General features: G+C 74.2%; 18 protein-coding genes and 1 riboswitch. Of the genes, 9 read left to right on the top strand and 9 right to left on the bottom strand.

Annotated elements, in window-relative coordinates; genetic code table 11:
- The first annotated feature begins 216 nt into the window (after positions 1-216).
- From ACFRAR_RS00260 to ACFRAR_RS00245, 4 genes are all read left to right on the top strand, one after another.
- On the top strand, positions 217-3,678 hold the full coding sequence (locus tag ACFRAR_RS00260; RefSeq protein ID WP_380692910.1) for a hypothetical protein: 3,462 nt from the start codon (positions 217-219) through the stop codon (positions 3,676-3,678).
- Between the two features lie 201 nt (positions 3,679-3,879).
- The gene (gdhA, locus tag ACFRAR_RS00255; RefSeq protein WP_380692908.1) at positions 3,880-5,271 is read left to right on the top strand and encodes an NADP-specific glutamate dehydrogenase; all 1,392 of its coding nucleotides are present in this window, start codon (positions 3,880-3,882) and stop codon (positions 5,269-5,271) included.
- 250 nt (positions 5,272-5,521) lie between these two features.
- Positions 5,522-6,397 (top strand): GyrI-like domain-containing protein, encoded by an 876-nt coding sequence (locus ACFRAR_RS00250; RefSeq protein WP_380692906.1) that lies wholly within the window; start codon positions 5,522-5,524, stop codon positions 6,395-6,397.
- A gap of 269 nt (positions 6,398-6,666) precedes the next feature.
- Positions 6,667-7,449: a VOC family protein gene (locus ACFRAR_RS00245; protein ID WP_380692904.1), complete on the top strand. Its 783-nt coding sequence runs from the start codon at positions 6,667-6,669 to the stop codon at positions 7,447-7,449.
- On the opposite strand, the gene lnt is transcribed toward ACFRAR_RS00245, so the two are convergent.
- From lnt to ACFRAR_RS00230, 3 genes are all read right to left on the bottom strand, one after another.
- The gene (gene lnt, locus ACFRAR_RS00240) at positions 7,407-9,023 is read right to left on the bottom strand and encodes an apolipoprotein N-acyltransferase (RefSeq protein WP_380692902.1); all 1,617 of its coding nucleotides are present in this window, start codon (positions 9,021-9,023) and stop codon (positions 7,407-7,409) included. The genes ACFRAR_RS00245 and lnt overlap by 43 nt on opposite strands.
- A 261-nt stretch (positions 9,024-9,284) precedes the next feature.
- On the bottom strand, positions 9,285-12,896 hold the full coding sequence (gene cobN, locus ACFRAR_RS00235) for a cobaltochelatase subunit CobN (protein ID WP_380692899.1): 3,612 nt from the start codon (positions 12,894-12,896) through the stop codon (positions 9,285-9,287).
- A complete protein-coding gene (locus ACFRAR_RS00230) occupies positions 12,893-13,096 on the bottom strand; it encodes a hypothetical protein (RefSeq protein ID WP_380692897.1) in 204 nt (67 codons plus the stop codon). Before ACFRAR_RS00230 ends, cobN begins: the two co-directional genes overlap by 4 nt.
- Positions 13,097-13,143: 47 nt before the next feature.
- Positions 13,144-13,229, bottom strand: a riboswitch (cobalamin riboswitch).
- 180 nt (positions 13,230-13,409) lie between these two features.
- On the opposite strand from ACFRAR_RS00230, the gene ACFRAR_RS00225 reads away from it, so the two are divergent.
- The 3 genes from ACFRAR_RS00225 to ACFRAR_RS00215 are packed head-to-tail and all read left to right on the top strand — an operon-like array spanning position 13,410 to position 16,815.
- Positions 13,410-14,678 (top strand): cobalamin biosynthesis protein CobG, encoded by a 1,269-nt coding sequence (locus ACFRAR_RS00225; protein WP_380692895.1) that lies wholly within the window; start codon positions 13,410-13,412, stop codon positions 14,676-14,678.
- Positions 14,675-15,301, top strand: a complete 627-nt coding sequence (locus ACFRAR_RS00220) for a precorrin-8X methylmutase (protein WP_380692893.1) — start codon at positions 14,675-14,677, stop codon at positions 15,299-15,301. The genes ACFRAR_RS00225 and ACFRAR_RS00220 overlap by 4 nt, the downstream gene beginning before the upstream one ends.
- On the top strand, positions 15,298-16,815 hold the full coding sequence (locus tag ACFRAR_RS00215; protein ID WP_380692890.1) for a precorrin-2 C(20)-methyltransferase: 1,518 nt from the start codon (positions 15,298-15,300) through the stop codon (positions 16,813-16,815). The genes ACFRAR_RS00220 and ACFRAR_RS00215 overlap by 4 nt, the downstream gene beginning before the upstream one ends.
- Positions 16,816-16,982: 167 nt before the next feature.
- On the opposite strand, the gene ACFRAR_RS00210 is transcribed toward ACFRAR_RS00215, so the two are convergent.
- Complete coding sequence (locus tag ACFRAR_RS00210) at positions 16,983-18,722, bottom strand: TIGR03767 family metallophosphoesterase (protein WP_380692888.1); 1,740 nt, start codon at positions 18,720-18,722, stop codon at positions 16,983-16,985.
- 311 nt (positions 18,723-19,033) lie between these two features.
- Here ACFRAR_RS00210 and ACFRAR_RS00205 point away from each other — a divergent pair, with 311 nt between their 5' ends.
- Both ACFRAR_RS00205 and ACFRAR_RS00200 read left to right on the top strand, forming a co-directional pair.
- Entirely contained in the window at positions 19,034-20,290 is a 1,257-nt protein-coding gene (locus ACFRAR_RS00205) for a cobalt-precorrin-5B (C(1))-methyltransferase (protein ID WP_380692885.1), read from the top strand.
- A gap of 207 nt (positions 20,291-20,497) precedes the next feature.
- Complete coding sequence (locus tag ACFRAR_RS00200; RefSeq protein WP_380692883.1) at positions 20,498-22,027, top strand: UDP-N-acetylglucosamine 1-carboxyvinyltransferase; 1,530 nt, start codon at positions 20,498-20,500, stop codon at positions 22,025-22,027.
- A gap of 63 nt (positions 22,028-22,090) precedes the next feature.
- On the opposite strand, the gene ACFRAR_RS00195 is transcribed toward ACFRAR_RS00200, so the two are convergent.
- The 5 genes from ACFRAR_RS00195 to cbiE all read right to left on the bottom strand — a co-directional run bounded on the left by ACFRAR_RS00195 (position 22,091) and on the right by cbiE (position 26,016).
- Entirely contained in the window at positions 22,091-22,597 is a 507-nt protein-coding gene (locus ACFRAR_RS00195) for a protein phosphatase (RefSeq protein WP_380692880.1), read from the bottom strand.
- Between the two features lie 48 nt (positions 22,598-22,645).
- Positions 22,646-23,149, bottom strand: coding sequence for a DinB family protein (locus ACFRAR_RS00190; protein ID WP_380692878.1), 504 nt, complete (start codon positions 23,147-23,149; stop codon positions 22,646-22,648).
- Between the two features lie 118 nt (positions 23,150-23,267).
- Entirely contained in the window at positions 23,268-24,008 is a 741-nt protein-coding gene (locus ACFRAR_RS00185; RefSeq protein WP_380692876.1) for a cobalt-precorrin-6A reductase, read from the bottom strand.
- Entirely contained in the window at positions 24,008-24,769 is a 762-nt protein-coding gene (cobM, locus tag ACFRAR_RS00180) for a precorrin-4 C(11)-methyltransferase (protein WP_380692874.1), read from the bottom strand. Before cobM ends, ACFRAR_RS00185 begins: the two co-directional genes overlap by 1 nt.
- Positions 24,766-26,016, bottom strand: a complete 1,251-nt coding sequence (cbiE, locus tag ACFRAR_RS00175; RefSeq protein WP_380692872.1) for a precorrin-6y C5,15-methyltransferase (decarboxylating) subunit CbiE — start codon at positions 26,014-26,016, stop codon at positions 24,766-24,768. The genes cobM and cbiE overlap by 4 nt, the downstream gene beginning before the upstream one ends.
- Positions 26,017-26,070: the final 54 nt, after the last annotated feature.

Genomic DNA, 26,070 nt, shown 5'->3' with positions numbered 1-26,070 from the left:
GGCCGCGGGGGAGGGAAGCGTCGCATGGGCACGACGAGGGGCGTGGACCCGGCCGACGGAGATCCGGGAGAGCTGCCCGCGACCAGGGTGGAGCGGCGGCCACGGGAACGCCGACGCGGCTCCGGTGGGACTGGGACTGGGACCGGGGCCGGAGCCGCATCGGACCGGCCGTCCCGGCTCGGGGCCGTCCCGCAGACCCGGGTGGACCCGGAGGCCGTGACCCGCCGAGCGCCCGCCGCCCCGCCACGCTTCGACCCCGAGGCCGCGACCCGCCGGATATCCGGCACCGGACCGCGGTACGACCCCGAGGCCGCGACCCGCCGGAAGCCGGGCGCGGAGCCGGGGGCCGACCCGGGGGCCGACCCGGCGGAGCCCCGCTTCGACCCGGTGGAGCCGAGGTTCGACCCGGACGCGGCCACCCGTCGGACGCCGGGTGCGGAGCCCCGCTTCGACCCGCACGCCCCGACGCGGGTCCGCCCCCGCCCGGGAACCGCCACCCCCTCCTGGCAGGACAACATCGGGCCCGGCGGCCCCGCTCCGGGCGGCGGCCGTGGCGGATCGCCGCACGCAGGGCCGGTCGCTCCCGAGCCGGGATCCGGTGAAGTCCCGGTCGCCGACAGCCCGTTCGAAGGCGCCTTCCCGGACGCCCTGCGGGAGCGCTTCATTCCGCTGGGCCGGGTCGGAGCGGGATCCGAGGGCGTCGTCTGGTACGTCCGGCGCACCGACGGCGGCGGCGACGCGGCCGTCAAGGTCTCCGTGGCCGGCCAGCGGATGGACCACGACCTGCTCGCCCACCTGCGCAACGACGGCTTCCGCCGGCACGTCCCGCACCTGATCGACTTCGGCCGGGTCGGCCACCACGGCGCCCTGGTCGACTGGGTGGCTATGGAGTACCTGCCGGTCACCCTCGCCGCGTACGTCGCCGAGCTGTGGCGGGAGGGCGGCCACGGCGACCGGCGGACCACCGAGCGGATCGTCCACGAGCTCGTCGCGCTGCTCGACTTCTGGCAGCGGCGGATCAAGCGCAACCCGCTGGACTTCAAGCCCGCGAACATCCTGGTGCGCCCCGGACGTGGCAGCGGCTCCGGGGAGGCGGAGTTCGTGATCGCCGACTTCGGTGGCGTCGACCGGCTCACGGTCAGCCGTCGGTTCAGCTCCGCGATGATGGTCACCGTCGCCTACATGGCCCCCGAGCAACTGGCCGGCAACAACCACGAGGCCGGGCCCTGGTGGGGGCTCGGCAACGTGCTGTACGAGCTGTTCGTCGGCCGCCCCCGCTTCGTCGGCGCGGACGGAAAGCGCCCGGCCGACCAGGAGCTGGAGCTGGAACTGGTCATGGGCGAGGAGGTGGACCTCACCGCCGTCCGCGACCCGCGCCGACTGCTGCTCCTCCAGGGGCTGTTCACCAAGAAGCCGGAGGACCGCTGGACCGCGCCGCAGGTCCGCGGCTGGCTGGCCGGCGGCACCCCCGAGGTGGTCCGCCGCCGACCGCAGGCGCAGGCCCGGACGCACCGGCCGGTCACCTTCCTCGGCAACCCGTTCACCGACCCGGTCCGGCTCACCGAGGCGCTGCTCAAGAACTCCGGCGCGGCGGCCCGCTGGCTCTCCACCGGGGGAGCGGAACGGCTGCGCGACTGGCTGCGGGACGAGGTCGAGGACACCACCTTCGACCTGCACTACCTCGCCGAGGCGGCCAGGGCGCCGGGCTCCCGGCGCGAGTCCGTCGCGGCGGTCGCGGTGCTGGCCCTCGGCGCCGCCTTCGCCCCGGGCGCCGTCCCGCACTACCGCGACCGCCCGATCGACACCGCCGGGCTGGAGCGCGTGGTCACCGGGCCGGATGGCGCCGAGTTCATCGACGAACTGGTCCGGGGCGGTGCACCGGCCGTGGCCGCCCGCTACGACTGCTTCCACGCCGAGTGCGCGGGCGAGCACTGCTCACGGCTGCTCGCGCTGGCCGGACTGCCGGAGGTGCTGGCCGAGGTGGACCGGCTGGCCCGCACCGTCGGTGGCGGCCGGCGCGGCGGCGACGGGCTCAGCCCGGAGGAGCGCGAGGAGGCGCACCGGCAGGCGGTCTGGCTCAGCATCCGGCCCGAGGAGCGCGAGCGGCTGCTCGGCCGGCTCTCGCCGCTGCCCGCCGCACTGCACCGACTGCCGCTGCCCGAGCGGGTGTCGGAGCTCGCGGCCGTGGTGGCGGCCACGGTGGTGGACGGGGCGCTCGCCGTGGGCGCGGGCGCCCGCACCGCCGTACGGGCGGTGGCCCGCAGACCGGAGCCCGACCCGGCGGTGGCCACCGCCCGGCACGTGGTGCGTCGCCGCTGGTCGGCGCTGCGGCGCCGGGCGGTGGGCGCGGACCCGGCGCAGACGGCCGGGCGGGCGGCGCTGGTCGCGGCGGAGTCCCTGCGGCGGCGCGGTCGGGGACGGCCCGAGCGGCCCGAGGCCGAGGCGATGTCCGGGGTCGGGTCCGGGGTCGGGTCCGGGGTCGGGGCACGGGCAGAGGCTGGGGCCGGGGTGCGACGGGAAGGACGGATGGCCCGGCTGTGGCGCGACCGGCGCCGACGGCCGCCGATGGACTGGCGGGGCCGGGCGGCGGCATGGTGGCCGCACGCCCGCACCGCACTGCCGCGCCGGGCCGGGGCCGCCGCGCTGCTCCTCCTCGCCTTCGGACTGTTGCTGTGGGCGGGAGCGGTGCTCCGCTACCCGATCGAGGCCGGGGAGAAGCTCGGCCTCTCGCCCACCGGCGCCTTCGGCGGCCCGCTCCGGACGGCCGGCGACCAGGCGGCCCGGCAGGTGGTCGGCCAGCTCGGCGCGGCCCTGGTCGCCGCCGTCGTGATCGCCTTCTTCCCCGCGCGGGTGGGCATCGGCACCGCGCTGTTCACCGGGGCCGGGGCCTTCACGATCGGCTACCTGAGGCTCGGGCCGCCGATGACGGCACTCGAGCCCCCGCCGCCGGTGGCCGACCGGGTGGTCGTGTTCGAAGGCGGGATGGGGAGCTGGGCCGGCGTCGCGGCGGTGGTGGCGGTCGTGGTCGCGCTCACCCTGGTCGAGCGGGCGTCCGGCCGACTGCTGAAGCCCGCCCAGGAGGCCCGCCGGCAGGTCCGGGAGGCCTGGCGGCGGCTGGACGCGCGGCGTGCGGCGCGCTCCTCGGGGGAGGCCACCGCCGGGCGGGTGTGGAGCGCGCCGTCCGACCGGTGGCGCACGGGCGGCGCGGGGGCCCGCGACCGGGCCCGGTTCGCGCTCGGCACGACGGCGGTGCTGGTCCTGCTGCTGTGGGCGACGGTCGAGGTCCGGCTCGCGGCCACCGGGACGCACCGGACGCCCGGCTCCTGGGGCACGGGGCAGGCCGGCGCGGCCTACCAGGCCGGGTTCGTCCTGCTGTTGGCCGTGGTGTCGCTGGTGAGCACCCTCGGGACGCCGGCCACGGCCCGGGGCCTGTTCGCGGTGTGGGTCCCGGCCACGCTGTTCCTGGGCGCCTGGCCCGGGCCGCTGGGGCCGGTGGAGGCACTGCGGATCCCGGTGTTCGAGGGGCCGTTCGGGGTGATCGCGGGGCTGTGGGGGCACGGGGCCTTCTGGGCCGCCCTGCTGGTGGTTCTGCCGCTGGCGGCCCACGCGGGGCTGCGGACGGTGCGGCGGCGGGTGGAACGGACGGGTGCGCGGGGTGGTTCCGGTTCGACCGGTTAGCGGTCGAACCGGCCGGATTCGACCGGCTAGGCGTACAACACCTCTTCGGCCCCAGATGTCCCGCCGGGCCTTCCAGCATGTGGATGCGAAGGAACTCGCGGTGTGGACACTGCGAGACTTCCACCGTTCCCTTGGACACGTCCCCCCGGTTCACGGGAACTCTGCGCAACCCATCGACAACCACGGAAGGGTCCTGACCAGATGCCGACGACCCCCGCCATCCCCGGTTCCTCCCCTGCCACCTTCGAAGCCGAGCAGCGCGCGATAGCGGCGCTCTACGCGGACGTCGTCCGCCGCAACCAGGGCGAGGACGAGTTCCACCAAGCCGTCCACGAGGTCCTGGAGACCCTGGCCCCGGTGCTCGCCCACCGCCCGGAACTCCTCGACGCCCGGATCATCGAGCGGATCTGCGAGCCCGAGCGGCAGCTGATGTTCCGGGTGCCGTGGACGGACGACTCCGGCGACGTCCACGTCAACCGCGGCTTCCGGGTGGAGTTCAGCAGCGCCCTCGGCCCGTACAAGGGCGGACTGCGCTTCCACCCCTCGGTGAACCTCGGGATCGTCAAGTTCCTCGGTTTCGAGCAGATCTTCAAGAACGCCCTCACCGGTCTGCCCATCGGTGGCGGCAAGGGCGGCTCCGACTTCGACCCCAAGGGCCGCTCGAACGCCGAGATCATGCGGTTCTGCCAGTCCTTCATGACCGAGCTCTACCGCCACCTCGGCGAGTACACGGACGTTCCGGCCGGCGACATCGGCGTCGGCGGCCGGGAGATCGGCTACCTGTTCGGCCAGTACAAGCGGATCACCAACCGGTACGAGAGCGGCGTGCTCACCGGCAAGGGCCTCGGCTGGGGCGGCGCGCAGGTCCGCACCGAGGCCACCGGCTACGGCTGCGTCATGTTCACCGGCGAGATGCTGCGCAGCCGCGGCGACGGCCTGGACGGGCGCCGGGTGGTCGTCTCCGGTTCCGGCAACGTCGCGGTCTACGCGATCGAGAAGGCGCAGCAGCTCGGCGCGACAGTGCTGACCGCCTCCGACTCCTCCGGCTACGTGGTGGACGAGAAGGGCATCGACCTCGACCTGCTCAAGGAGGTCAAGGAGGTGCGGCGCGGCCGGATCTCCGAGTACGCCCAGCTGCGCGGCAGCCACGTCCGGTTCGTCGAGGGTCCGGGTGTGTGGAGCGTGCCCTGTGACGTGGCGCTGCCCTGTGCCACCCAGAACGAGCTCACCGAGGCCGACGCGCTGGCCCTGGTGCGCAACGGGGTGCTGGCCGTCGCGGAGGGCGCCAACATGCCCACCACGCCGGACGCGGTGCGGGTGCTCCAGGAGGCCGGAGTGGCCTTCGGCCCGGGCAAGGCGGCGAACGCGGGCGGTGTCGCGACCAGTGCCCTGGAGATGCAGCAGAACGCCTCGCGCGACTCCTGGAGCTTCGAGTACACCGAGGAGCGCCTCGCCGGGATCATGAAGCACATCCACGACTCCTGCCACACGACCGCCGAGCGGTACGGCCAGCCGGGCAACTACGTGGTCGGCGCGAACATCGCCGGCTTCGAGCTGGTCGCGGACGCGATGCTGGCCCAGGGGCTGATCTGAGCCGCGGCTGAAGCCGGGGGACGGATGACGGGTAACGAGTGACGGATGACAGATGACAGCTGACAGATTTCGAAATCTGTCAGCTGTCAGCTGTTCGCCCGCTCCTGTTCGGCCCGGCACCGTCCGTGACCCGTCGCCGCCCGTCGCCGCCCGCTCCGATCGGTACCCGACCGGAGCGGGCACCGATTGTCGGGTGCGGCACAGTGGGCCCTTCCTACGGTGGAGACCAACAAAGGAAGGACGGAGCGGCGTGCTGGAGCACCTGAACCGGGCGATGGACCGGATCGAACGCGACCTGGACCGTGAGGTCGACGTGGCCGAGCTGGCGCGGATCGCGATGACGTCGGAGTACCACTTCCGGCGGCTGTTCTCGATGCTCGCCGGGATGCCGCTGTCGGAGTACGTCCGACGCCGGCGGCTGACTGTCGCCGGGGCCGAAGTCCTGGACGGCGATCGGACGTTGCTCGACGTCGCGGTCCGGTACGGGTACTCCTCGGGGGAGGCCTTCGCCCGGGCGTTCCGGGCGATGCACGGGGTCGGGCCGGGCGAGGCCCGGCGCGACGGCGCGGTGCTCGTCTCCCAGCCCCGGATGTCCTTCCGACTCGTCGTGGAGGGGAGCAGCAGTATGGAATACCGCATCGTGGAGAAGCCGGACTTCCGGATCGTCGGGAGGAAGGCCCGGGTCACCCTGATCTACCGGGGGATCAACCCGGGGATCGCCGAGTTCATCAAGGGGCTCGGCACAGAGGCGGTCGAGCGGATCGCGTCGCTGTCCGGGGATGACCCGGACGGGATCGTGTCGGTGAGCGACGACTTCTCGCCGAACCGCGAGGAGGGGTCCGAACTCGACTACTGGCACGCGGTGGTGGTGCGCGAGGGTGTCGACGTCCCGGTGGACCTGGACGTGCTCGAAGTCCCGGCGGGGACCTGGGCGGTGTTCACCAACGCCGGGCCGTTCCCGCAGGCCTTGCAGGAGATGTGGGGGGACGTGGCCAGCCAGTGGTTCCCGTCCAACCCGTACGAGGCCCGGCCGGGTCCGGAGATCCTCCGGACGCGCCCCGTCCCGGGCACCGCCGACGCCGAGGCGCAACTGTGGATACCGGTGGCCCGGGCCGCGCGTGGCTGAGGAGCGGCGGCCGGCGACCGGCGGTCGACCGGTGGCGGGTGACGGGTGACGAGCACCAGGTAGCAGATGACAAGTGACAGATGACAGCTGACAGATTTCGAAATCTGTCAGCTGTCATCTGTCATCTGTTCGCCCGCCCCCGTTCGGCCCAACACCGTCCGCCACCCGCCGCCCCCGCGCCGCATGCTGGGGCGGGAGGTGTGCGGGGGCCGAGGCGCCGAAAACTCCGGGAGTTCCCGAGCAACGAGCAAGCTGCGAGGACAGACGTCATGAAGCAGACCTCCGTGACCATCAACGCCCCCTGCTGGACCGAGCTGGGCACCTCCGACCCGGCCGCCGCCCGGACCTTCTACACCGAACTGTTCGGCTGGCGGGCGGACGACACGGCCCGCCCCGGGGACGGCGGCTACACCCAGATGCTGGTCGGGGACGCCGCGGCCGCCGCCATCACCCCGCGCTACGCCCCGCAGCAGCCGATCGCCTGGACGGTCGGCCTCGCGGTCGCCGACGCCGACGCGACCGCCACGAAGATCAAGGAAGCCGGCGGCCGGATCCTGAAGGACCCCACCGACGCGTCCGACTTCGGCCGCTTCTCGGTGGCAGCCGACCGGTCCGGCGCGGTGTTCATCCTCTGGCAGGGCCGCGCCTTCAAGGGTGCCGACGTGTTCAACGAGCCCGGTTCCCTCGGCTGGGCGGAGCTGCTCACCCGCGACCCGGACGGCGCGCTCGCCTTCTACCCGGCGGTCTTCGGCTGGTCCGTCGCCCCGTCCGAGCACTACCCCCAGTGGGGCCTGGACGGTCAGGACTTCGGCGGCATGCTGACGATGGACGACCGCTTCCCGGCCGAGGTGCCGCCGCACTGGCTGCCCTACTTCGCGGTCGCCGACGTCGGCAACACCGTCAGCCGGGCGGCGGCGCTCGACGGTGACGTGCTGATGCCCGCCACCGGCCTGCCGGGCGGTCGGCGGATCGCCGTGCTGCGCGACCCCCAGGGAGCGGCGTTCGGCGTCTACACCGCGGGCACCGAGGGAGCCGAGGGAGCCGAGGGCTGACCGGAGCCCCGGGCGACGCGTGAGCGGCGCCACCCGGCCGCGGCCGCCCCCGCCGCCCCCGCGCTGACCGCCAGCGCCCCCAGCGGCACCACGTCGCCGATCCGGTCGTACCAGGTCAGCGCCCCCGGCGCGGTGAGTGGCAGTCGGACGGTCAGCGCGCCGGTGGCGCCGGTGCCGAGCCGGGCGAGCTCCCGGCCCTGGGCGTCGAAGGCCGCCGAGACCCCGGTCAGTGAGGCCTGCACGGCCGGCCGGCCGGTCTCGGCGGCCCGGATCGCCGCCAGCGAGACGTGCTGTTCGGGCGCCCAGGTGTGCTGGAAGGTCGAGGTCGAGGACTGGTAGACCAGCACCCGGGCACCGTCCGTCGCGGCGGTGCGGGCCATGTCGGGGAAGGCCGACTCGAAGCAGATCAGCGCCCCGACCGGCAGCGGCGAGCCCGCCCGGTCGGTGGCGGGCAGGAGGTGGAAGGACGTGCCGGGAGCCCGGTTCTCGCCCGCCGCGCGGCTGACCCCGGCGATCCAGCCGAGCGCCGGCCGCAGCGGAATGTACTCGCCGAACGGCACCAGCCGGATCTTGCGGTAGCGGTCCACCACTCCGGCGGGGGAGAGCAGTACCGCGTCCTTGGAGATCCGCCCGTCCGCCTTGCGCGCGTCCTCACCGGCGACGACCTCGGCGCCGGTGGTCGCGGCGAGCCGGCGCAGCGCGTCCAGCGCGGCCGGGTCGCGGTCCAGGTCGGCGGTGGTGCTGCTCTCGCCCCAGACGACCAGGTCCACCGGCTTCCCGACCAGGTCGGCGGTGATCCGCGCACTCGCCTCGAACCGGTCCTGTGGGTCCTCCACGACACCGGGCTGGACCAGCGCCACGGTGACGGCCCCGTCGCCGGCGGGCGCCGCGCGCAGCGCGAACAGCAGCGGGCCGGAGGCCAGCACCAGCGCGGTTGCCCCGGCCGCGAGGGCCCGCGGCCGCCGGTGCGCGGACGTCAGCGCGATCAGCACCCCGGTGTTCACCGCTGCCACCGCCGCGCTGACCAGCCAGATCCCGCCGGCCGAGGCCAGTCCGAGGACCGCCGGGTGCTGCCACTGGGTGGCGCCGAGCAGCGCCCACGGCCCGCCGAGCGCGGGCCAGGAGCGGGCGTACTCGGTGGTCACCCAGACCGCCGGCACGAGCAGCAGCGCGAGCAGTGCCCGACGGGTGGTCGGTTCGGGGTGCAGCAGCCGGTGCACGGTGTACCCGACGGCGCTCTGGAGCGCCCCGAACAGCACCGCGAGCACCGGCAGGCCCGGTCCGACGGACGGGACCAGCCAGTACATCGCGGTCAGGATGAAGCCCGCGCCGAACCACCAGCCGCGCACCGCCGCCTCCCGCCCCGAGGGCGCCCGCCGCATCAGCAGCAGCCCTGGGACGAGCGCGACCCACGCCAGCCAGGCCTGCCCGGGCACGGGGAAGGCGAGCACCGGCACCGCCCCGGCCGCCAGCGCACCGATCCGCGCGCGGTACCGGTGTGGTGCGTGCCGCTCCCGGTCCCGGACGGCGGGCGTGCTCGGGGCCGGGCTGGTGGGAGCGGGGCGGCGCGACATGACCCGTATTGTCCGCTTCGGTAGCGTGCACCACCAGTGTCCGGATAGCCCGAACGGGTGCGGTGGGCGCCACATTCGGAACCACTGGCCCCAGTCGAACATGCGACCTCAAGGGCGGCCGGTGGTCCGGGGCGTCATCGGGGCGGACAGTGCGCGGACGGTGGGAGGAGGCCCGCCCGCTGCCCGCGTCCTCCGCCCCGCCCGCTGCCCGCGTCCTCCGCCCCGCCCCGCGCCCCACCCCGCGCACCGTCCCGTACGGGCTCAGTCCTCGCCGCCCTCCAGGTCCCCCTCGGTCTCCAGGAACGCGGCCTGCAACTGCTCGATCAGCTGCGGGTCCGGCTGCTCCCACAGCCCGCGGCTCGCCGCCTCCAGCAGCCGCTCGCTGATCCCGTGCAGCGCCCACGGGTTGGCGCCCGCGAGGAACTCCCGGTTGACCGGGTCGAGGACGTACTCCTGGGTCAGCTTCTCGTACATCCAGTCCGCGACCACGCCCGTGGTGGCGTCGTAGCCGAACAGGTAGTCGACGGTGGCGGCCATCTCGAAGGCGCCCTTGTAGCCGTGGCGGCGCATCGCCTCGATCCAGCGCGGGTTGACCACCCGGGCGCGGAAGACCCGGGCGGCCTCCTCGGTCAGGGTGCGGGTGCGGACCGTCTCCGGGCGGGTCGAGTCGCCGATGTAGGCGGTCGGTGCCTTGCCGGTGAGGGCGCGCACGGTGGCCACCATGCCGCCGTGGTACTGGAAGTAGTCGTCCGAGTCGGCGATGTCGTGCTCGCGGGTGTCGGTGTTCTTCGCGGCGACGGTGATCCGCTTGTAGGCGGTCTCCATCTCCTCGCGGGCCGGGCGGCCGTCCAGCCCGCGGCCGTACGCGTAGCCGCCCCAGACCGTGTAGACCTCGGCCAGGTCGGCGTCGGTGCGCCAGTCCCGGCTGTCGATCAGCTGGAGCAGGCCCGCCCCGTAGGTGCCCGGGCGGGAGCCGAAGACGCGGACGGTGGCCTTGCGCTCGTCGCCGTGCACCGCGAGGTCGGCCTGGACGTGGGCGCGCACGTAGTTCGACTCGGGGGACTCCTCCTGGGCGGCGGCCAGGCGCACCGCGTCGTCCAGCAGGGCGACCACGTGCGGGAAGGCGTCCCGGAAGAAGCCCGAGATGCGCAGCGTGACGTCGATCCGCGGGCGGCCCAGCTCGTCGAGCGGGATCGGCTCCAGACCGGTGACCCGGCGCGAGGCGTCGTCCCAGACCGGGCGGACGCCGAGCAGGGCGAAGGCCTCGGCGATGTCGTCGCCGGCGGTGCGCATCGCGCTGGTGCCCCAGAGCGAGAGCCCGACCGAGGGCGGGTAGGCGCCGTCGTTGTCGGCCCGGTAACGCTCGATCAACGAGGTGGCGAGCGCCTGGCCGGTCTCCCAGGCGAGCTTGCTGGGGACGGCCTTCGGGTCGACGGAGTAGAAGTTGCGGCCGGTCGGCAGGACGTTGACCAGGCCGCGCAGCGGCGAGCCGGACGGGCCGGCCGGCACGAAGCCGCCCTGGAGCGCGTGCAGCACGGCGTCCAGTTCGTCGGTGGTGGCGGCCAGCCGCGGCACCACCTGGGTGGCGGCGAAGGTCAGCACCTCGCCGACCGCCTCCGGGAAGCCCGCGGCGACCTTCTCGACCGCCTCGGGCGCCCAGTCCTGCGCCTCCATCGCCTCGACCAGGGCGCGGGCCTTGGCCTCGGCCGCGTCGGTGGCGCCCAGGGTGAGCGCCGCCTCGTCCAGGCCGAGCGCCTCGCGCAGGCCGGGCAGCGCGCTGACGCCGCCCCAGATCTGCCGGGCGCGCAGGATGGCGAGCACGATGTTGACCCGGTCGGTGCCGGCCGGGGCCTGGCCGAGGACGTGCAGGCCGTCGCGGATCTGGGCGTCCTTGACCTCGCAGAGCCAGCCGTCGACGTGCAGCAGGAAGTCGTCGAAGCCGTCGTCCTCGGGGCGCTCCGCCAGGCCGAGGTCGTGGTCGAGCCTGGCGGCCTGGATCAGGGTCCAGATCTGGGCGCGGATCGCCGGCAGCTTGGCCGGGTCCATCACGGCGATGTTGGAGTGCTCGTCCAGCAGCTGCTCCAGGCGCGCGATGTCGCCGTAGGAGTCGGCGCGGGCCATCGGCGGCACGAGGTGGTCGACGAGCGTGGCGTGGGCGCGGCGCTTGGCCTGGGTGCCCTCGCCCGGGTCGTTGACCAGGAAGGGGTAGACCAGCGGCAGGTCGCCGAGCACGGCGTCCGGGCCGCACTCGGCGGACAGCGCGGCGGTCTTGCCGGGCAGCCACTCCAGGTTGCCGTGCTTGCCGAGGTGGATCACGGCGTGGGCGCCGAAGCCGCCGTCCTCCTGCGCGGCCTCGATCCAGCGGTACGCGGCCAGGTAGTGGTGGCTCGGCGGCAGGTCGGGGTCGTGGTAGATGGCGACCGGGTTCTCGCCGAAGCCGCGCGGCGGCTGGATGAGCACCAGCAGGTTCCCGGAGCGGATCGCGGCCAGCACGATGTCGCCGTCCGGGTTCTGCGAACGGTCGACGTACAGCTCGCCGGGGGCCGGGCCCCAGTGCTCCTCGACCTGCTCGCGCAGGCCCTGCGGGAGGGTGGCGTACCAGCGGCGGTAGTCGGCGGCGGGGATGCGCACCGGGTTGCGGGCCAGCTGCTCCTCGGTGAGCCAGTCCTGGTCGTAGCCGCCGGCCGCGATCAGGGCGTGGATCAGCGGGTCGCCCTCGTGGCCGCCCTCGCCGTCGTCGAACGCGGGGAGGTCGTTCCCGAGGTCCATGCCCTCCGCGCGCAGCCGCTCCAGCAGCCGCACCGCGCTGGCCGGGGTGTCCAGGCCGACGGCGTTGCCGACCCGGGCGTGCTTGGTCGGGTACGCGGACAGCACCAGGGCGAGCCGGCGCTCGGTGGCCGGGACGTGCCGCAGCCGCGCGTGCTTGACGGCGGTGCCGGCGACGCGGGCGGCGCGCTCCGGGTCGGCGGCGTAGACGGTGAGGCCGTCCTCGTCCAGCTCCTTGAAGGAGAACGGGACGGTGATCAGGCGCCCGTCGAACTCCGGCACCGCGATCTGGGTGGCGGTGTCCAGCGGGGACAGGCCGTCGTCGCTGCTCTCCCACTGGGCGCGCGACCAGGTCAGGCACAGGGCCTGGAGGATCGGGCGGTCGAGGGCGGCCAGCGCGCCCGCGTCCCAGGCCTCCTCGTCGCCCCCGGCCTGGGCGTCGGCCGGGCGGGTGCCGCCGGCGGCGAGCACGGTGGTGACGATCGCGTCCGCCTCGCCGAGGGCTGACAGGAGCTCGGGCTCGGCGCCGCGCAGCGAGGCGCAGTAGTAGGCCCGGGCCTGGGCGCCCTGTTCCTCGATCGCCCGGCAGAGGGTCTCCACGAAGGCGGTGTTGCCGCTCATGTGGTGGGCGCGGTAGTAGAGCACCGCCACCGTCGGGCCCTCGGACGTACGGGCTTCGCGCTCCAGCGGGCCCCAGGCCGGGGCGGAGGCGGGCGGGGCGAAGCCGTGGCCGGTCAGCAGCACGGTGTCCGAGAGGAAGGAGCCCAGCTCGGCGAGGTTGGCCGCGCCGCCGTGGGCCAGGTAGGCGTGGGCTTCGGCGGCGATGCCGGCCGGGACGGTGGACAGCTCCATCAGCTGGGCGTCGGGGGCCTGCTCGCCCGTCAGCACGATGACCGGGCGGGGGCCGGCCAGCAGCGCGTCCAGGCCCTCCTGCCAGGCGCGGCGCCCGCCGAGCAGCCGGACCACGACGAGTTCGGTGCCCTCCAGCAGACCGGGCAGGTCCTCCGGGGCGAGCCGGGCGGGGTTGCCGAGGCGGTAGCGCACCGGGCCTTCGGAGGCACGGGCGCTGAGCAGGTCGGTGTCGGACGTCGACAGCAGCAGGATCATGCGAAGGCCCTCCCGGCCTCGAGGATGGCCAGGGTGGCCGGGAACTGGGCCGGGGCGGCCGCCGAGGTGGCGTCGGCCGGGACGGCCGCGCGGTCGACCGGGGCGGTCGGAACGGCGGCCGGACCAGCCGTGACGGCGGTCGGAGCAGCCGTGACGGCGGCCGGGGACGCGGGCGCGGGCATGCGACAGCGCTGGGACATTTCTGCCTTCCTCGGGGTCCGCGCCCCGGGCCGGTGGAGGACGGCAGGAGTTCCTGGCTCCCGCGGCCGACCGGTCTACCGGTGAACCGCGGTCACAGTGGCGGGACCGCACCGGGTTCGCACCGGTTTCCTCCCCTGCGCCGTCGCTGGCGTGCGGACGGTCCGCGAGGACCGCCCGCCAGCATCGTACGGGTTGCGGCTGACCTGGGGGAGAGCGAGCTTTCGGACCCTCGGCACTCGCGGCGGGGTGCGGAGCCCGGGTGTGACGCGGTGAACGGAGGCAAGCGATCGGATCATCTGTATGCTCGCCGCCATGCCACCGACACCCGACGCCACCGCGCCGGGCGCCGCAGGACCCGACCGGGAGGTGCCCGACCGGGGGCGTGCGGACGCCTGCCCCGGAGCGCTTCGTCTGCATGCGGCCGACGACGGCGCCCTGGCCCGAATCCGCCTGCCCGGCGGACTCCTGACGGACCGTCAGGCACTTGCGCTGGCCGAGGCGGCCGAGGCCCTCGGCGACGGCGGGCTGGAGACCACCTCGCGCGGCAACGTCCAGCTGCGCGGCCTGGCTCCGCACTGCGCGTCCGGTCTCGCCGACCGGCTGCGCGTCGTCGGACTGCTGCCCTCGGACACCCACGAGCGGGTCCGCAACATCGTCGCCTCGCCGGCGGCCGGGCTGGACGCCGCCGAGGCGGCCGCCGGTCACGCCGATGTGCAGGCCTGGGTGCGGGAGTTGGACGCGAGACTGTGCGCGAGCGACTGGGCGGCCGGGCTCTCCGGCAAGTTCCTGTTCGCGCTGGACGACGGGCGCGGCGACGTCGCCGCGCTCGAAGCCGATGTGACATTGATCGCACGCCCGGACGGCACCCGGCTGCTGCGCCTCGGGCGCGACGGGTTCGGACACCCGGTCGCGGCCGGACAGGAGGTCACGGCCGTGCTGGACGCGGCCCGCTCCTTCCTGGCGGCGCTGCGGACGAACGGTCGCCAGGCCTGGCACCTGCGCGAGGTGCCCGACCTGCTGCCGCCCGGCTCGGTGCCGCTGCCGGCCTTCGCCGGTACGGCGCCCGCTGTCGGCGCGCTGCCCGGCGGGCTCTCGGTGGGGCTGCGGTTCGGCCGGGCGGACGCCGGGCAGTGGCGGGCGCTGGTCGCCGCCTCGGCCGGCGAGCTGCGACTGACACCCTGGCGCGGCGTGGTGCTGCCCGGCGCGCCGGCCGGGCGACTGCCCGCGCTCGCCGAGGCCGGGTTCCGCACCGAGCCCGGCTCGCCGTGGGAGCGGGCCACCGCCTGCACCGGGCTGCCGGGCTGCGCCAAGTCGCGGGCCGACGTCCGCGCGGACGGGGCTCGGGCGCTGGACGCCGGTGTCGCCGGTGCCGTCGGTCCGGCGGGTGCCGGACTTCCGGTCCACTGGTCGGGCTGTGAACGGCGCTGCGGCCACCCGGCCGGGCGGTGGGTGGACGTGCTCGCCACGGGGCGCGGCTACCGAGTGGCGGTGAACGGTGCGGCGGTCGGCGCGACGGCCGCCGACGTGACGAACGAGGAGATGGCCGAGGCGGTCGCCGAGGCCAGGAGGACCACGAAGTGATCGAGTACGAGAAGGACGGCGCGTCCATCTACCGCCAGTCCTTTGCCACCATCCGCGCGGAGGCCGATCTGGCCGCCCTCCCGGCGGACGTCTCCCAGGTCGCGGTGCGGATGATCCACGCCTGCGGGATGGTCGACCTGGTCGAGGACCTGGTGTACTCGCCCGGCGTGGTCGCCTCCGCGCGCGCCGCGCTGCGCGCCGGTGCGCCGATCCTCTGCGACGTCAACATGGTCGCGAGCGGTGTCACCCGCAAGCGGCTGCCCGCCGACAACGAGGTGATCTGCACCCTCACCGACCCGTCGGTTCCCGAACTGGCCCGCGCGATGGGCAACACCCGCAGCGCCGCGGCCATGGAGCTGTGGCTGCCCCGACTGGAGGGCGCGGTGGTCGCCGTCGGCAACGCGCCGACCTCGCTGTTCCGGCTGCTGGAGATGATCGAGGCGGGCGCGCCGCGACCGGCCGCGGTGATCGGCGTCCCGGTCGGATTCATCGGCGCCGCGGAGTCCAAGCAGGCTCTGGCCGAGCACCCGTCCGGCCTGGAGCACCTGGTGGTGCGCGGCCGGCGCGGCGGCAGCGCGATCGCCGCCGCCGCCATCAACGCGATTGCGAGCGAAGTAGAGTGACGGACGATCAGAAGAGTACGGGTCGGCTGTACGGCGTCGGGCTCGGCCCGGGCGACCCGTCGCTGGTGACCGTCCGGGCCGCCGAACTCATCGGCAAGGCCGACGTGGTGGCGTACCACAGCGCCCGGCACGGCCGCTCCATCGCGCGCTCGATCGCGGAGCGTTATCTGACGGATGGTCAGATCGAGGAGAAGCTGGTCTATCCGCTCACCGTCGAGACCACCGACCATCCCGGCGGCTACCGCGGGGCGTTGGACGACTTCTACGAGGAGGCCGCCGCCAGGCTGGCCGCCCACCTGGACGCCGGGCGCGATGTGGTGGTCCTCGCCGAGGGCGACCCGCTGTTCTACGGCTCCTACCAGCACATGCACAAGCGGCTCGCGCACCGTTACCCGACCGAGGTGGTGCCGGGCGTGACCTCGCTCAGCGCGGCGGCCGCCCGGCTGGGTAGGCCGCTGACCGAGGCGGAGGAGACGCTCACCGTCATCCCCGGCACGCTGCCCGAGGAGGAGCTGACGGCGCGGATCGCGGCCGCCGACTCCGCCGTGATCATGAAGCTGGGGCGCACCTTCCCGACCGTCCGCCGGGCCCTGGAGCGGTCGGGACGGCTGGCGGACGCCCAGTACGTGGAGCGGGCCTTCATGGCGGGGGAGCGGGTGGCGCCGCTCGCGGAGGTCGACGACGAGACGGTGCCGTACTTCTCGGTCGCGGTGCTGCCGAGCAGGGTGGCGCCGCTGGAGCCGGAGGTCCGGCTGTCGGACGGCACGGGGAGCGTGACCGTGGTCGGCACCGGGCCGGCCGGACCGCTCTGGCTGACCGCCGAGGCGCGCGGCGCGTTGTCCGAGGCCACCGACCTGGTCGGCTACACCACGTACCTGGACCGGGTGCCGGAGCGGCCGGGACAGCAGCGGCACGGCTCGGACAACAAGGTGGAGTCGGAGCGCGCCGAGTTCGCCCTGGACCTCGCCCGGCGCGGGCACCGTGTCGCGGTGGTCTCCTCGGGGGACCCGGGCGTGTTCGCGATGGCCACCGCGGTGCTGGAGGTCGCCTGCGAGGAGGCCTACCGCGACATCCCAGTGCGGGTGCTCCCCGGGATGACCGCCGCCCACGCGGCCGCCTCCCGGGCCGGCGCGCCGCTCGGACACGACTACGCGACGATCTCCCTCTCGGACCGGCTCAAGCCCTGGGACGTGGTGGCGAAGCGGCTGCGCGCCGCGGCCGAGGCGGACCTGGTGCTCGCGCTGTACAACCCGGGCTCGAAGTCCCGCACCACCCAGGTCGGGCTGGCCCGGGACCTGCTGCTGGAGTACCGGGCGCCGGAGACCCCGGTGGTGATGGCGCGGGACGTCGGCGGTCCGACCGAGCGGGTGCGGATCGTCCGGCTCGGCGAGCTGGACCCGGCGCTGGTCGACATGCGGACCATCCTGCTGATCGGTTCCTCGCAGACCCGGGCGGTCGAGCGGGGCGGCGGCGTGGAGGTCGTCTGGACGCCGAGGCGCTACCCGGAGGAGTGACGGGGAACAGATGACAGCGAACAGATGATGAAATCTGTTCGCTGTCATCTGTTCGCTGTTGTCTGTCAGTCGTCACCTGTCGGCCGTCACCTGTCGGCCGTCGTCGGTCGGCCGACGCCCCTCTCCCCGTCCCTCCGTCCCCCGTCCCCAGTCTCCCCGTCCGGCCGTCAGCGGGTCGGCTTGGTGATCAGCAGTTCGGTGTTGTGGTCCCCGCCCGCACCCAGCAGCGCCGTCGGGCGGCCGTTCGGGTCGTTGTACGACAGCTCGCGGTAGAGCGCCGCGAGGTTGGCGTCCGAGGCGCTGCCGAAGTCCGTCCCGTACGGCGCGGAGGACTCGATCAGCGTGGTGAACAGCGACAGCGTGCCGTCCCCGTTGTCCGCGATCTCGATGATCCGCCCGTGCTGCGGGTAGTCGATGTGCGAGGCGGTGTTGACCTCCCAGAACGCCCGCTCCGGCACCGCGTGGCCGTGCGGCGTGATCTTGTTCATGTGGGTGTGCCCGTTCACCCAGGCGACCACGTTCGGGTAGCGCTGGAGCAGCGCCACCAGCTCGTTGCCGTCGTGCCGCTTCTCGAAGATGTTGCGCGGGTCCGGCAGCAGGTTTCCCATCGTGCCGCTGGTGTGGTGGCTGAAGACGAGGACCAGCTCGTCCGTGCTTCCACCGGTCACCTTGCGCCCGTCGGCGTCGTACCAGTGCCCGCTGTGCGCCTGCAACTGCTGCTCCAGCCAGCGCAGTTGCGCGGTGCCCAGCGAACCGTCGGCGAACCCGGCCTGGTTGGTGGTGTCCAGGCTGATGCCCACCACCTTCTCCGAGATGCGGAAGGTGTAGTAGAGCTTTCCGCTGTTCGCCATGTCCGAGGTGAAGCCGTGCCCGTACGGGCCGGCGCCGGTGACGGCCGGGTTCAGGTGGGCCTTGACGAACTCCTTGAGCGTGAACGGCCGGCGCCGCTCGTCCGGCGTGACCTTGCGCACCAGGTCGCCGGTGGCGATCAGCTTCGCCAGCAGCAGCACGGCGCCGGCCGGGTCGCGGCGCAGCGAGTCCATCAGCTGGGCGGCGGTCGCGTCGTCGCAGCCCTCCAGCTTGTACTGGCCGGCGTACAGGTCGTTCAGCAGGCCGAGGTCCGGCAGCGAGCCCTCGATGCTGTCGTCGTGGTTGCCGACCGTCGTGTACCAGGGCGTGCGCAGGCCCGGCGCGTCGAAGGGGCGTCCGGCGGCGGACAGGAACCCCGGTATCTGCGGGAAGCCCTTCGCCTTGTAGCCGTCGCTGTAGGCGAGTTCGGGGTTCCAGTAGGTGGCGCTGCCGGAGTTCTGCACACCCTCGTAGCGGCTCGGGTCACCGGTGTTCTGGGCCAGTCGGCCGCCGCCCATGACCTTGAGGTACCAGTCGAGTTCGGCGAGCTCGTGGTTGTCGGTGTTGTCGCCGGTGGCCATCACCATGCTGAACGGCATGCCGGTGTAGGGGCCGCCGGCGAGCGAGTTGACCCGCTCGACGAGGGCCGAGACACCGCGGGCGTTCAGCGCCTCCTGCGGCCGGTACGCGCTGCCGTTGAACTTGGCCAGGTACTCGAAGCGCACCGGGGACTCGGTGTCCACCAGGTGCAGGTCGCTGAACTGGACGAAGCTGGCCAGGCCGGTCCGGCGGTCGTCCCGTCCGGTGCTCCCCGCCGCCAGGTCGCCGCGGACCACCAGCGGCCAGCCCGCCCCGGCCGCCAGTCGCTTGTAGGCGCCGGCACCGACCGGCGTGGCCACCTGCTCCAGTGTGGTCCCGGTGACCCTGACCGCCCGCGCGGCCGTCGTCGCCAGCGCCTGATCGCGAGCCGCGGCCGAGGCGAACTGCGCGCCGCCCAGCGACAAGGCCGACCAGGCGGCGGCCACCGACGTACCGGTGAGGAACGTACGCCGACTCATCCCTGCCACAAAAACCCCCACATACTGATGGCCCGGCGGGGCAGTCGACCCCCGACCGGGCCCACGTGTGTCATGAACCCGCTTCTGGCGGACCGCCAGATTACTCACTGGTAGGCGCGGTGGGCGAGGCCCGTGCGGAGAACTCTTCGGGAACGCGGGGCACCGTTCCTCCGTAGCTCGTCCACCGGCCCTCACGGGCCCACCCCGGTCGGTCCCCGACCGGCCGGGGTGGGGGAAGATCGACGGCGGCGGCCGGCGCGGCCGCCCGAATGGAGCAGGACGGCACGGGTGCCGTCGGAAACGGGGCACAGGTGACCGCAGCGGGAGTCGGGGCGGGAACCGGGTCCGGGCCCAGGGCCGTCGCCGGGGCCGGAACGGGAGGCCGGGCGGGCCAGCTGAAGAGCAGCGGCCTGCGGCCGGGCTGGACGACGGGCGCCTGCGCCACCGCCGCCACCAAGGCGGCCTACACCGCGCTGCTCACCGGCGAGTTCCCGGACCCGGTGGTCATCACCCTGCCGAAGGGGCAGCAGCCCGCCTTCACCCTCGCCGCCGAGGAGTTGACCGTCGAGGGGCCGGCCGCCGGGGAGTCGGCCGGAGCAGGGGAGCGGACCGGAGCAGGGGGCCGGACCGGGCCCCGCGGCCGCGGAGGAACCGCCGCCATGGCGGGAGTGGTCAAGGACGCGGGCGACGACCCCGACGTCACCCACGGCGCCCTGATCCGCTCGACCGTACGGTCCGGTGAGCCCGGCACCGGGGTGGTGTTCCGGGCGGGCCCCGGGGTGGGAACGGTCACCAAGGCCGGACTGCCGTTGCCCGTCGGGGAGCCCGCGATCAACCCGATGCCCCGGCAGATGATCCGGGACGCCGTCGCCGAGGTGGCCGCCGCGCACGGTGACGGCGGGGACGTGGTGGTCGAGATCTCGGTCGACCACGGCGAGGAGATCGCCCGTTCCACCTGGAACCCCCGGCTCGGCATCCTCGGCGGCCTGTCCATCCTCGGCACGACCGGGGTCGTCGTCCCCTACTCCTGCTCGGCCTGGATCGACTCCATCCGCCGCGGCGTGGACGTGGCCCGGGCGGCGGGGCGCGCCCACGTGGCCGGCTGTACCGGTTCGACCTCGGAGAAGGTCGCGGTCGCGGAGCACGGGCTGCCCGAGGACGCGCTGCTGGACATGGGCGACTTCGCCGGTGCCGTGCTCAAGTACCTCAAGCGCCACCCGGTGCCCCGGCTGACCATCGCCGGCGGCTTCGCCAAGCTGTCCAAGCTCGCGGCCGGCCACCTCGACCTGCACTCGGCGCGTTCCCAGGTGGACAAGGGCTACCTGGCCGAACTGGCCCGCCGCGGCGGTGCGGACGAGGTGTTGGCCGGGGCGGTCGCGGGGGCCAACACGGCCTTGGAGGCGGTGCAGTTGTGCCGTGCGGCCGGGGTGCCGCTCGGGGACCTGGTCGCCGAGGCGGCCCGGGCCACGGCGCTCGGGGTGCTGTCGGGCTCGCCGGTCGCCGTGGACGTCATCTGCATCGACCGCGCGGGCACCGTGGTCGGGCGGGCGGAGCCGCTGGGGGCGTGAACGCGGCCGGGCATCGGGAGGGAGCGGCCGCGTGTCGTGCCGGGAGCGGCCGGAGCCGTGACGATGTCACGAGTGTCACGGACGCGTGACAACATCGCCTGGTGATGTGAAGAACTGACGGCCATACGGGGTGAGAAACGGACAAATGGATCACCAGGGTCGGCCCCAGGTCTGCCGTCATCTCAACCATGAGATATCGTCTGGCGAGTGACAGGCGACTACCTCACCCGTATCGGCACCCTCATCCGTACCGCGCGTCAGCACCGTGGCTGGTCCCAGGCGCAACTCGGAGAGGCTCTCGGAACCAGCCAGAGCGCGGTCAACCGCATCGAACAGGGCAAGCAGAACGTCAGCCTTGAGATGATCGCCCGCATCGGCGAAGCCCTCGACAGCGAGATCGTCTCCCTCGGATACTCCGGCCCGATGCACCTGCGCGTCGCCGGCGGCACCCGACTCTCCGGTGCGATCGACGTCCGCAGCAGCAAGAACGCCTGCGTGGCGATCCTCTGCGCCTCGCTGCTGACCACCGGCCGCACCACGATCCGCAGCGTCGCCCGGATCGAGGAGGTCTACCGCATCCTCGAGGTGCTCACCAGCATCGGCGTCAAGAGCCGCTGGATCAACGAGGGCCGCGACCTCGAACTCACCCCGCCCGCCGAGCTGGACCTCGCGGCGATGGACGTCGAGGCGGCCCGCCGCACCCGCAGCGTGCTGATGTTCCTCGGCCCGCTGATGCACCGTGCCGAGCGCTTCGCCATCCCCTACGCGGGTGGCTGCGACCTCGGCACCCGCACCGTGCAGCCGCACCTGACGGCGCTGCGCCGCTTCGGCCTGGAGGTCGCCACCACCGGCGGCGCCTACCACGCCTCGGTCGAGCCCGGCGCCCCGCTGGACCGCCCGATCGTGCTGACCGAGCGCGGGGACACCGTCACCGAGAACGCCCTGCTGGCCGCCGCGCGGCACGACGGCGTCAGTGTCATCCGCAACGCCTCGCCCAACTACATGGTCCAGGACCTCTGCTTCTTCCTGGAGAAGCTCGGCGTCCGGATCGAGGGGATCGGCACCACCACCCTCACCGTGCACGGCGTCCCGGAGATCACCGGCGACGTCGACTACACCCCGGCCGAGGACCCGGTGGAGGCGATGAGCCTGCTGGCCGCCGCCGTCGTCACCTCCTCCGAGCTGACCATCCGCCGGGTGCCGATCGAGTTCCTGGAGATCGAGCTCGCCGTGCTGGAGGGCATGGGCCTCGACTACGACCGCACCCCCGAGTACCCGGCCCACAACGGCCACACCCGGCTGGTCGACCTCACCGTGCGCCCCTCCAAGCTGACCGCGCCGATCGACACCATCCACCCGATGCCGTTCCCCGGCATCAACATCGACAACGTGCCGTTCTTCGCCGCCATCGCCGCGGCCGCGCACGGCACCACGATGATCCACGACTGGGTGTACGACAACCGCGCGATCTACCTGACCGAGCTGACCCGGCTCGGCGCCGACGTCAAGCTCCTCGACCCGCACCGCGTGCTGGTCCAGGGTCCCACCCGCTGGCGCGCCGCCGAGATGATGTGCCCGCCGGCCCTGCGTCCCGCCGTGGTCATCCTGCTCGCCATGCTCGCCGCCCAGGGCACCTCCGTCCTGCGCAACGTCTACGTCATCAACCGCGGCTACGAGGACCTTGCCGAGCGCCTGAACTCCATCGGCGCCCGGATCGAGACCTTCCGCGACATCTGACGGATCGTCACGATCGGTCTTCGCGCCGGTCGTCGCATCCGGTCGTCGCGTCGCCGGCCGGCCTCACCCGTCGAGGCCGGCCAGCAGCGCGGAAACCCCCAGCCCGGTGTTCAGGTAGTCCACGAACACCGGGTTGTTCAGCGCCCACGGCGACCGCCGCTCCCTGATCAGCCGCACCGCCTCGCCGGGTCCGTACCCGAGGTCGACCAGCGCCTGCGCCACCACCAGGCCCGAGCGGTTGTAGCCCGAGTGGCAGCGCGCCAGCGTCGGCCGGCCCCGCCGGACGGCGGCCGTGGTGAGCTCGGCCGCCTCCTGGACGGCGAGCAGTTGGCCGGGCGAGAGCGGGCCGTCGGGCACCTCCCGGACGACGTGCTCCACCCCCGGTGCCGGCCCGTGCCCCGGAAGCGTGAAGAGGCTGACCACCAGGTCGAACTCGCCCTGGACGGCCACGAGTTCCAGATCGCCGCCGGGCGGCGTGCAGTAGTGACCTCCCATCCAGAGCCCCGGGACGATCTCGTTCCAGGGCTCGGACGGCCCGGGGGTGTCGCGTTCCTTCTGGCGAGTCCGCACGTCCTGTCGGCTCCTTCCGCGCGATGCCGGTTTCCGGTCCCGCCCGGACTACTCGCCGGTGGTGCCGTCGAGGTGCTCGCGCAGGAGGTCGGCGTGCCCGTTGTGGCGGGCGTACTCCTCGATCATGTGGGTCAGGATCCAGCGGAGCGAGAAGACCTCCTCGCCGTAGTGGCCCAGGACGTCCAACGACTCCGCGGCGGCGACGAGTTCCCTGGCGTGGTCGCACTCGCGGCGCCAGATGGCGAAGGCCTCGTCCGGGTCGGCGGTCTCGACGTCGAACTCGGCGAAGGAGCCGTCGGGGCGGCCCCAGAAACCGCGCACGTCCTCCTTGTTGAGGATGTTGCGGAACCAGCTGCGCTCCACCTCGGCGATGTGGCGGACCAGGCCGAGCAGGGTGAGTCCGGAGGGCTCCAGCGCCGGGGTGCGGAGCTGGTCCGCCGTGAGGCCCTCGCACTTCATCGCGAGGGTGGCACGCTGGTAGTCCAGGAAGCCCGCCAGCGTGGTGCGTTCGTCGGCGGTGCGGGGGGTCTGGGGGCGCTGATCATCGGTCATCGGGCCATCCTGCCCGAACGCTCGACGGGCCTGCCCGCGAATTTTCCCGGGCGAGCGTGCGAGGGCGCGGCGGAGCCACGGCCACCGCCGTCGCCGGGCGCGGCAACGACCGGGCCCGCTAGCGCAGTTGCTCCAGCCAGTGCAGCGCGCCCGGGACGTCCGGGACGACCGGTACGCCCGGCGGCACCGGCGGACGCTCCACGATGACGACGGGCAGGCGCAGCCCGCGGGCGGCGCTCAGCTTGGCGGCGGTCGCGCTGCCGCCGCTGTCCTTGGTGACCAGCACGTCGATTCCGTGCGTGCGCAGCAGCGCCTCTTCGCCCTGGACCGTGAACGGGCCGCGGTCCAGCAGGACTTCGCAGGAGGGCGGCAGCGGGGGCTCGGGCGGGTCCACCGAGCGGGCGAGGAAGTGGAGCCCGTCGAGGTGGGCGAAGGCGGCCACGCCCTGTCGGCCGATGGTGAGGAAGACCCGCTCCCCGCGCCGGGGCAGCAGTTCGGCCGCGGCGGCGGCGAGTGAGGGGACGGGGATCCAGCGGTCCCCGTCGACCCGGGTGAAACCCGGGCGGCGCAGCACCAGCAGGGGGACGCCGGTGGCGGCGGCCGCGAGGGCGGCGTTGCGCGAGATGCCGGCGGCGAACGGGTGGGTGGCGTCCACCACCGCGTCCACCCGCTCGCCGCGCAGCCAGTCGGCCAGGCCCTCCGGTCCGCCGAAGCCGCCGATCCGCACCTCCCCGGCGGGCAGCCGCGGCCGGGCGACGCGGCCGGCCAGCGAGCTGGTCACCCGGTTCGCGGTCGGGGCGAGTTCGGCGGCCAGCATCCGCCCCTCGGTGGTGCCGCCGAGGACCAGGACGTGCCGCATCAGGCGCCGCAGGGCTCGTGCGGGCGCTCGCGGTCCGCCGAGTAGAGGTGGCTGTCGCGGAACTGCCCGGCGGCCAGCGTGCGGCCGACGATGATGACGGCGGTACGGACCACGCCCGCCGCCTTGACCTGCTCGGCGATGTCGCCGACGGTACCGCGCAGCACCAGCTCGTCGGGGCGGCTGGCCATCGCGACGACGGCGGCCGGGCAGTCCGCGCCGTAGTGCGGAAGCAGCTGCTCGACCACGTCGTCCACGTAGCCGGCGGCCAGGTGCAGCACCAGCAGGGCGCCGCTGCGGCCCAGGGTGGCGAGGTCCTCGCCCTCGGGCATCGGGGTGGCCCGCTTGGCGATCCGGGTGAGGATGACGGTCTGGCCGACGGTCGGAACGGTCAACTCCCGCTTCAGCGCGGCCGCCGCGGCGGCGAAGGCCGGCACGCCGGGAACCACCTCGTACGGGACGCCCGCCGCGTCCAGGCGGCGCATCTGCTCGGCGACGGCGGAGAAGACGGACGGGTCTCCGGAGTGCAGCCGGGCCACGTCCTGGCCGGCCTCGTGCGCGGCGACCAGCTCGGCGGTGATCTGGTCCAGGTTGAGCTGGGCGGTGTCGATCAGGCGGGCACCGGGCGGGCACTCGTCCAGCAGTTCGCGCGGGACCAGGCTGCCCGCGTACAGGCAGACCTCGGCGCGGGCCAGGATGCGCTGGCCGCGCAGGGTGATCAGGTCGGCGGCGCCCGGGCCGGCTCCGATGAAGTGGACGGTCACGAGGCGTTCTCCTGGGGGGTGTCGTGCGGGGTTCCGGTCTTGACGGCGGACCACTGGGTGACCGGCATGGCCTGGCGCCACCCGGTGAAGCCGCCCACCGGGACGGCGTGGGCGACGGCGAGTTTGACGAGCTCACCGCCATGGCGTCGGTACCACTCGGCGAGCAGCGCCTCGGACTCCAGCGTCACGGTGTTGGCGACGATCCGGCCGCCCGGGCGCAGCGCGTCCCAGCAACTGTCCAGCAGGCCGGGGGCGGTGAGGCCGCCGCCGATGAACACGGCGTCGGGGGTGGGGAGTCCGGTGAGCGCGGCGGGGGCGGGGCCGGTCACCACACGGAGCCGGGGCACGCCGAGCGCGGCCGCGTTGCGGGCGATCCGCTCGGCCCGTACGTGGTCGCGCTCGACGCTGACGGCCTGGCAGTCGCGGTGGGCGCGCAGCCACTCGACGGCGATCGAGCCGGAGCCGCCGCCGACGTCCCAGAGCAGTTCGCCGGGGGAGGGGGCCAGCGCGGCGAGGGTCGCGGCGCGCACGTGGCGCTTGGTGAGCTGGCCGTCGCTCTCGTACGAGGCGTCGGGCAGGCCGGGGACGAGGGAGCCGCGGGGGCCGTCGCCCAGTTCGACGGCGATGACGTTCAGCGGGTCGCCCGGCGGGTGCGGCCAGCCGTCGGCGGGGCCGTCCAGGTGGCGTTCGGCGGGGGCGCCGAGCTGTTCGAGCACCCGTAGGCGGGCGGTGCCGTAGCCACGGGCGGTGAGCAGCTCGGCGACGGCGGCCGGGGTGGCGGCGTCGGCGCTGAGCACCAGGAGCCGGCGGCCGGGGTGGAGGGCGAGGGAGAGGGCGTCCAGAGGCCGGCCGACCAGGCTGACCACCTCGGTGGCCTCCAGCGGCCAGCCGAGCCGGGCGCAGGCGTAGGAGACGGAGGAGGGATGCGGCAGCACGCGCAGGCGCTCGGGGCCGACGGTCTCGGCGAGGGTGCGACCGATGCCGAAGAACATCGGGTCGCCGCTCGCCAGGACGGCGAGGCGGCGGCCGGCGTGGGCGGCGAGCAGCCCGGGGACGGCGGGGCGCAGCGGGGACGGCCAGGGGACCTGTTCGGCGGCGACCTCGTCGCGGGGGAGCAGGTCCAGTTGGCGGGGGCCGCCGATGACGACCTCGGCTTCGCGCAGCGCGGCCCGGGAGGTGTCGGCGAGGCCGGGCCAGCCGTCGGCCCCGATCCCGACGACGGTGATCGGGGGTGGCAGCTCGGGCACCGGGTGGCTCCTCGTCGTTCGATCCTGCGGACCAGTGATCCAGCGAAGCTGCTG

The organism is Kitasatospora sp. NPDC056651, assembly GCF_042792155.1.
Taxonomy (GTDB): domain Bacteria; phylum Actinomycetota; class Actinomycetes; order Streptomycetales; family Streptomycetaceae; genus Kitasatospora.
This window is presented reverse-complemented; position numbering and strand designations above follow the sequence as displayed.

What these genes read in the sequence shown, in the direction of transcription:
- gdhA (WP_380692908.1), top strand. Translation starts at nt 3,880, where the DNA reads ATGCCGACGACCCCCGCCATCCCCGGTTCCTCCCCTGCCACCTTCGAA.
- ACFRAR_RS00245 (WP_380692904.1), top strand. Translation starts at nt 6,667, where the DNA reads ATGAAGCAGACCTCCGTGACCATCAACGCCCCCTGCTGGACCGAGCTG.
- lnt (WP_380692902.1), bottom strand. Translation starts at nt 9,023, where the DNA reads ATGTCGCGCCGCCCCGCTCCCACCAGCCCGGCCCCGAGCACGCCCGCC.
- cobN (WP_380692899.1), bottom strand. Translation starts at nt 12,896, where the DNA reads ATGATCCTGCTGCTGTCGACGTCCGACACCGACCTGCTCAGCGCCCGT.
- ACFRAR_RS00230 (WP_380692897.1), bottom strand. Translation starts at nt 13,096, where the DNA reads ATGTCCCAGCGCTGTCGCATGCCCGCGCCCGCGTCCCCGGCCGCCGTC.
- ACFRAR_RS00225 (WP_380692895.1), top strand. Translation starts at nt 13,410, where the DNA reads ATGCCACCGACACCCGACGCCACCGCGCCGGGCGCCGCAGGACCCGAC.
- ACFRAR_RS00210 (WP_380692888.1), bottom strand. Translation starts at nt 18,722, where the DNA reads ATGAGTCGGCGTACGTTCCTCACCGGTACGTCGGTGGCCGCCGCCTGG.
- ACFRAR_RS00190 (WP_380692878.1), bottom strand. Translation starts at nt 23,149, where the DNA reads ATGACCGATGATCAGCGCCCCCAGACCCCCCGCACCGCCGACGAACGC.
- ACFRAR_RS00185 (WP_380692876.1), bottom strand. Translation starts at nt 24,008, where the DNA reads ATGCGGCACGTCCTGGTCCTCGGCGGCACCACCGAGGGGCGGATGCTG.